We start from the raw sequence: 6,092 nt of genomic DNA, 5'->3' as shown, positions 1-6,092 counted from the left end.
GCGGCCAGGGACGCGGCGCTGGGCGTAATCAAGCGTGCCTCGGCGCCACGCCCCGAACCCGCGGCGGCGTCCACCTTGAAGCGGCGCACTTCCTGGGCCAGGCGGCCGGCCTGCTCCTGCATGCTGGCGGCCGCGGCGGCGGCTTCTTCGACCAGCGCGGCGTTCTGCTGCGTCACGGTATCCATCTGCGCCACGGCCTGGTTGACCTGGCCGATGCCGGACGATTGCTCTTCCGACGCGCTGGCAATTTCGCGCACCAGCGTGGCCACCTGACGCACGCTGTCAACCACTTCGCGCATGGTGCGACCGGCCTCGTCCACTTGGCGCGTACCGCCCTGCACACGCGCGGCGGATTCGTCGATCAGCGCCTTGATTTCCTTGGCGGCCACCGCCGAGCGTTGCGCCAAGGTGCGCACTTCACCCGCCACCACGGCAAAGCCACGACCCTGCTCGCCCGCGCGCGCCGCTTCCACCGCGGCGTTCAGCGCCAGGATGTTGGTCTGGAATGCAATACCGTCGATCACGCCCGTGATATCGGCGATGCGGCGCGAGCTGTCCGAAATGGCGCTCATGGTCTGCACAACGCCCTCCACCACTTCGCCCCCGCGCACTGCCACGGTGGACGCCTGCGTCACGAGACGATCGGCCTCGCTGGCGTTGTTGGCGTTTTGCTGCACGGTGCTGGTCAGCTCTTCCATTGACGCGGCGGTCTGCTCCAGTGACGACGCCTGTTCTTCAGTGCGTTGCGACAGGTCAGAGTTACCTTGCGCGATCTGCGAGGAAGCCGACGCGATGCTTTCACAGCCGTCGCGCACGTCCGCGACAATGCGCGCCAGGCTTTCGTTCATGGCCTTCAGTGCCGTCATCAAGTCGCCCGTTTCATCACGCGTGGCCACCTGGATGTCGGTGGTCAGATCGCCCGCGGCAACCTGGCGCGCGGCCTTCACGGCTTGCTCCAGCGGCCGCACGATCCCGCGCGTGACCAGCCAGCCCAACAGCATGCCGATCACCACGCCGGCCACGGCCAGAATGATCATCACGGCGCGCACGGTGTCGTACAGGTCGGTGGCTTCGTCCACGGATTGCGCCGTGGCTTTTTCCTTGCCCACGGCCAGGTTGGTCATCAGGTCGTCAAGCTTTTGCGACGAGGCGATGACGCGCTTTTCGATCTCGGCCACACGCGGATCGGTTTGCGTCAACGACTGCGACCTGGCCGCCGTGAAGAACGCTTCCGACTCCCGCTTCCACACCTGTTCGGTTTCGACAAACTGCGCCAGCAGGCGCTTGCCCTCTTCTTCGTGAAAGTTCTTCGCGGCTTTATCGCGTAGCACGTCCATGTTCTTGACGGCGTCGTCAAACTGCTTCTTTAACGCCTGGCGATCCTGATCGGTGCTGGCGGCCAGGTAGCCGCTGCGGGCGCGGCCCGCGTAGATCAGATTCAGATTGGATTCTTTCAAATCCGAGATGCCACGCAGCTCGGTGTCATACAGCCGGTCATTCAATTCGTTGATGCGCGACAGCCCCCACACTCCAAAGGCCCCGATGGCACCGCCGATTACCGCCACGAGCAAAAACGCGCCCGACAGGCGCGCCCCAATGCGCAAGCCTGAAAATAAGCGAAACATGCTTCCCTTCCCTGTAGTTACCCCGGTTGTAAGCGGGCATGCCGCGATCCGTTGGCCCCGTGGTTCAGCCCTGACCACTGGCAACAATAGCGGCCGGGAATCCTAGGGATAACCCTAAAGAAAAGGTTGTTTCTTTGTCATTTCCCTGGAATGAAATCGACAATCGACAGGGTTATGTCAGCTGAATTTTTCCTGAACGGGAATAAAAAAGCCCCTGTGCAAGGCACCAGGGGCTTTTTACTTGCGGGCCACTTACGCGGCCCGACCCGTCGTTACCGATCAGGCAAAGTTCTTGGCGGCGAAATCCCAGTTGGCCAGCGCCCAGAAATTTTCCACGTACTTGGGACGCGCGTTCCGGTAGTCGATGTAGTACGCGTGTTCCCAGACATCACAGGTCAACAGCGGCTTGTCGGCGGTGGTCAGCGGCGTGGCGGCGTTGCTGGTGTTGACGATGTCAACCGAACCGTCAGCCTTCTTGACCAGCCAGGTCCAGCCCGAACCGAAGTTGCCGGCTGCCGACTTGTTGAACGCTTCCTTGAAAGCGTCGAAGCTGCCCCACTTGGCGTTGATGGCGTCAGCCAGCTTGCCGGTGGGTGCGCCGCCGGCCTTGGGGGCCAGGCTGTTCCAGTAGAACGTGTGGTTCCAGACTTGAGCGGCGTTGTTGAAAATGCCACCCGAGGACTTCTTCACGATGTCTTCCAGCGACAGCGTTTCGAATTCCGTACCCGGGATCAGGTTGTTCAGGTTCGTGACGTAAGTCTGGTGATGCTTGCCGTAGTGGAACTCCAGCGTTTCCTTGGAAATGTGCGGGGCCAGGGCGTCGAGTTCGTAAGGCAGGGGGGGAAGAGTATGTGCCATGTGTTGGTTCCTTCTGTTGAGTGCACGATCAAGCCGGTCAATTGTATCGGCAACTAATGAGGATACCGCGTTAACCCCGCGTCCGCGCGGGGTTAACGGCGCGCATGATAGGCGCATTCACGCCGACCCACGGCGCGTCGCCCTGGCTGTTTGCAAACGCTACTCTTTCTCGTATCGCAGTTCCCTGCCCGCTTCCGACTCAACCAGCGCGCCGTCTTTGTGCACCGTGAACGTCTTGTGTAGCGGTGCGCCGGCGGCTTCTTCGGGTACGTCCAGGTCCACGCGTATCGCATGCGTGCCCGCGTCCAGTTTGCTGATATCCAGTTTGCTGATATCCACCTGATGCCAACGCGCGCCGGAAGGCAGCGGCACAAACACGGCCAGTGTTTTCAAGGCGCCCGGCTCGATGGGCGCGCTGATGGCGTCGTGGCCTTCGGACGGGCGCGGGCCGCCCCCGTGATCGGCATCCGCGGACGACATCGCCACGTCGACTTTCACCGGGCGATCGCGGTAGAAAACGCGTACGGACACAAAGCCGGGCTGGGCGGGCCGAGTGTCGGCGCGCACGTCCTGGATGGGCGAATACGGCTGGATCGGCGGCGTGTCCAGAAACACCTGCCTGCCGTCGCTGCGCCAGGCGCCACGCGCCGCGATGTCGACGGCGCCGTAGCTCAGCATGTAGTCAAAGCTGCCGTCCGGCGACAGCAGCAATTGACTACCCACTTCGCGCACACCGTTCAGCACATACAGGCCCGCCAGGCCTGCGGAGTCGGCGGATTTGCTGGCAACCTTGGCGGCCCCTCGCCTGGACGGCGCGGGAGACGGGCAAGTGGGCAGCGGGGATGCACCGGCCGCTTGGACGACACGCCGGAACTCGGGTGCGGACTGGCATGCCAGCGTGTGGGCGAAGGACTGGCCAGGCGGTGCGGCCACCTTGTCAAAACGCGCGCCGTGGCGCGCCAGCAATGACAGCATGGCGGGCTGACCGGTCTGCAAGGCGACCCACGCCGGCCCACGGCCCATGGCATCGGCCTGGTCGGGACGCGCGCCGGCCGTAAGCATGGCGCGGGCCAGATCCTCGCGACCCAGCTGGATTGCAGTGTTCAAGGGCGTTGCGCCATCATCCAAGGCGGCGTCCAGCGAACCCCCGGTGGCGTTTACAAACCGCAGCAGCTGCACAAGCTCGCCCTGCCGGGCCACGTACCACTGGCGGCTATGAAGCAACTGCACGACGATGCGTCGCGACAGCGGTGCGGCGTCGGGCGCGCAGGCCGCGGGCTTGCCGGTAAAACCCGCCGCCTGCAATGCCGCAACATAGCCTGGCGATTGGGTCAAGCTGGCTTCGCCGCGTTCGGGCATGCAGGCTTGCGCCACGGGTTGGCCGGTGGCTTTGCTGACGCGGCGCACCAGCGCGATGTCGCCCGAGGCCACCGCCGCGTTCAATAGCGCGTACGAGGCCGGGGCGCGCGGCAGTCGCGGATCGTCCAGCTTGGCGCCCGCGCGCAGCAGCCGTTCCAGCATTGCGGTGTCTTGCCTGCCGACCAGCCAATACAGCGCGCTTTCGCCATCGGGCGCCAGGCCGACAGGGTCCGCGCCCTTGGCCAGCAAGGCGTCAACGACCGGCACTTGCCCCGACGCTGCGGCCAGCAACAACAGCGGCGCGCCGTCGCCGCTATCCGCGTCCCCCGCCTTCACTTCGATGGGCACGCCGGCTTCGATCAGCATCATCGCCAATGACGTATCGCGGTTTTCCAGCGCGCGCCGGATCGCGCCGGTGCCCAACGCCTGCAAGTCAAAGCCCGCATCGGCAAACAGGCGCAGCGTTGCGGCATCGCCCGATTGCACCGCGACATCGACAGGCGATTTCAGGTCATAGCCTTCGCGCTTGGCGCGGGGGTCGGCGCCCGCGGCCAACAGCAGCTTGATGGCTTCCGGTTTGCGGGCCAGCACCGCATCGGCAAGCGGCGTGTTGCCATTTTTATCTTGCGGGTCGCCATCAACCGGCGCGCCCAGCGCCAGCAGGCGGTGCAGCGTTTGCACGTCGCCACGGCGCGCCGCCAGATTCATGATGGGTTGGGCGTCGGATTCCACTTTGGTGAACAGCGCTGCGCTGGAACCGGTTTGTGGGCCGCGTTGCGCAAAAGGCATGTCTTTTTGCAGCAGCAACGCCGCAATATCGGGATGCCCGCCCTGCACCGCCGCCTGGGCCGCATCCAGCCAGACATCGTGCTGACCGGTCTGGCCGTAGCCGGTGGCGGGAATGTGGCGCGGCCCCAGTTCCTTCAACACGGGCACCGCGCCGGCGTTGCCGAGGTAGGCGGCCAGCGCCAAGGCGGTCAGCCCATCTTCATACGCCGGCTTGGTACCGGTGGCGGCCAGCGCCTGCAAGGGCGCCGCGCCCTCGGTCAGTTCCACCAGCGGCGACCACGCCAGGTAATCCGCCACATCGGGGCCCGCATCGGCAAAGGGCTTGCCAGCGCCGGCCTTGAACAGGGCCAGCACCATGCGCGTCATCGATGGCCGATCGACCAGACGCGGCAGATAGGTCATGCGCACCGCGAATTCAAAATCGCGATTCAACAGGAATTCAAGCGGGGTGCGGTGTTCATCGCCCCGCTGGTTGGCGTCGGCGCCCGCCGCCAGCAACATGTCCATGAAGTCAGGCGTGCCATACAGCAGCGCCAGATGCAGCGGCGGACGACGCGATTCGTACGTGACGTCGTTCAGCGGTGGCCGGGTGGCCAGCAGCGCGGCCAGCATGCGCGTGCGCGCAGGCAGCGCGGCCTGCAAAGTCTGGCGTATGCGGTCGGCGTCTTCGGTTGAAATGCCCCAGTACACGTTTTGGGCGCGCAGTTCACGCGGCGGCATGAGCAGCGCATGCAGCAGCGGCACGCCGTCCAGCGCGTAGTCGCCTGGCTGCTGGACCTGCGCCAGTGCAGAGACAAAGGCGTCGGGATCGTTGTTGCGTACGGCGGCAAACAGTGCCTGGGTGGCGGGGGTATCGGCCTCTTTATAGGCACGGTACGGAGACTGGCAATCGCAGTTGGCGGCGGGGGGCTGGCTTGCCGGCTGAACGGTTGCCGGCGCTGTGACCTCAGTGGACACATCAGCGGACACATCAGCGGAAACCTGCGCCGATACCCCAGCTGATATGGGCGGCGTCACCTCGGTGGTTACCTGCACCGCGCTTGCCTCTGCCGCTTGTACTAGCGCTACATGCCCAAGTGCCATGACCGTTCCGGCCAACACACCGGCCATCCAACCCATGCTTTCGTTGTGCCGCATTGCATCGCCTCAGAGTGCGTCGACCTGTCCCACGCCACCGTGCCGACGCCGCGCCGAATGCGTGGGCGTGGCCGGCCGGCGGATCGTTTTTGCTTAACCGGCGTCGCGGTTCTTGCGGGTTTGCTGCACCTGAACCTGTGCGCCACCCTGCGCAAAGCTCAGGTCCAGCGCCTGCCCGGTAGCCAGGCTTGCCGCATCCCGCACGATGCGGCCGTCGCCATCGCGTGCGATGGCGTAGCCGCGCGACAAGGTATTGCCCGGGTCCAGCGCGCGCAGCTGCGCCGTGGCGGCCGCCAGCCGATTGCGGCCCTGCACCAGCAGACG

Annotated in this window: 4 protein-coding genes; all 4 read right to left on the bottom strand. The window is 65.2% G+C overall.

Annotation, left to right across the window (positions count from 1 at the left end):
* Positions 1-1,625: methyl-accepting chemotaxis protein (locus ACNPP0_RS20880; protein WP_448706889.1), on the bottom strand; the 1,625-nt coding region annotated here is incomplete at its 3' end.
* A 279-nt stretch (positions 1,626-1,904) separates the two neighbouring features.
* Entirely contained in the window at positions 1,905-2,483 is a 579-nt protein-coding gene (gene sodB / locus ACNPP0_RS20875) for a superoxide dismutase [Fe] (RefSeq protein WP_448706888.1), read from the bottom strand.
* Between the two features lie 159 nt (positions 2,484-2,642).
* Complete coding sequence (locus tag ACNPP0_RS20870; protein ID WP_448706887.1) at positions 2,643-5,768, bottom strand: ankyrin repeat domain-containing protein; 3,126 nt, start codon at positions 5,766-5,768, stop codon at positions 2,643-2,645.
* 93 nt (positions 5,769-5,861) lie between these two features.
* A partial coding sequence (locus ACNPP0_RS20865; RefSeq protein ID WP_448706886.1) for an exodeoxyribonuclease VII large subunit occupies positions 5,862-6,092 on the bottom strand: 231 nt, incomplete at its 5' end.

The organism is Achromobacter semiaridum (assembly GCF_053543755.1).
Note: the sequence above shows the minus strand (reverse complement) of the source record. Positions and strands in the feature narration are given on the sequence as shown.

Excerpts from the sequence above, each read along its gene's own strand:
- ACNPP0_RS20870 (WP_448706887.1), bottom strand. The coding sequence starts at position 5,768 with ATGCGGCACAACGAAAGCATGGGTTGGATGGCCGGTGTGTTGGCCGGA.
- sodB (WP_448706888.1), bottom strand. The coding sequence starts at position 2,483 with ATGGCACATACTCTTCCCCCCCTGCCTTACGAACTCGACGCCCTGGCC.